Below are 1,033 nucleotides of genomic sequence, written 5' to 3'. Positions count from 1 at the left end.
ACGCCGGCGTCGGGCTTGCCGAAGTGCTCGCGCAGCCCAGGCCACAGCCGGGTGCGCTTGCCGTCGGTGTACTCGTAGAACCCGGCGCCGCCGGAGCGCCCCGGCCGGCCGAACTCGTCGATCATCCGGTCGATCAGCGCATCGGCGGGTGTGGGGGTCCACGCGTCGCCGTACGCGAGCCGGATCTTGCGCGGCAGGGTCAGGGTCAGCTCGTCCATGAGGGCGAGGACCGCGGCGGGGTACCCCGCCTGCAGGCTGGCCTGCTCGATCGACGGCGCGGCGACGCCCTCGGCGAGCATGAGCAGGCCCTCGCCGGTGAACGTGCCGATGACCCGGCTGGTGAAGAACCCGCGGCTGTCGTTGACCACGATCGGGGTCTTCTTCAGCTGCCGTACCACGCCCAGGGCCCGGTCCAGCGCCGCGTCCGACGTGGCGGCGCCCTTGATCACCTCGACCAGCGGCATCTTGTCCACGGGTGAGAAGAAGTGCAGCCCGACGAAGTCCTGCTGGCGGGTCACACCGTCGGCGAGCAGCGAGATCGGCAGCGTCGAGGTGTTGGAGCACAGCAGCGCGTCCGGCGCGACGACGTCCTGGATCTCGGCGAACACCTTGTGCTTCAGGGCCGGGTCCTCGAACACAGCCTCGATGACCAGGTCGCAGCCGGCGAGGTCGGACGGGTCGGCGGTCGGGGTGATCCTGCCGAGGATCTCCTCCGCGGGCAGGAACGGCTTCTTGGCCAGCACCTTCACCGAGTACTGCTTGCCGCGTTCGGCGGCCTCGAGCGTGACGTCCTTGAGCAGCACCTGCATGCCGGCCTTGGCGCACACGTACGCGATCGCCGCACCCATCATCCCGGCGCCGAGGACGGCGACCTTGGTGAACGGTGCCGCGTTCGTGCCGCGGGCGTTGGCCTTCTGCAGGTCGAAGAAGAACGCCTTGATCATGTTCTTCGCGACCTGTCCGGTGGCCAGCTCGGTGAAGTAGCGGGCCTCGATGTCGAACGCGGTGTCCAGGTCGACCTGGGCGCCTTCGA

At 69.4% G+C, this 1,033-nt stretch carries 1 protein-coding gene; it reads right to left on the bottom strand.

Annotated features, from left to right (window positions below; all coding sequences use genetic code 11):
* On the bottom strand, positions 1 to 1,033 hold a 1,033-nt coding region (locus tag AB0H83_RS51940), incomplete at both ends, for a 3-hydroxyacyl-CoA dehydrogenase family protein (RefSeq protein ID WP_360111524.1).

Origin of the sequence: Dactylosporangium sp. NPDC050688, assembly GCF_040654515.1 — a bacterium.
Lineage (GTDB): Bacteria > Actinomycetota > Actinomycetes > Mycobacteriales > Micromonosporaceae > Dactylosporangium.
The sequence above is the reverse complement of the archived record's forward strand: the minus strand, read 5'-3'. Positions and strand labels throughout refer to the sequence as shown.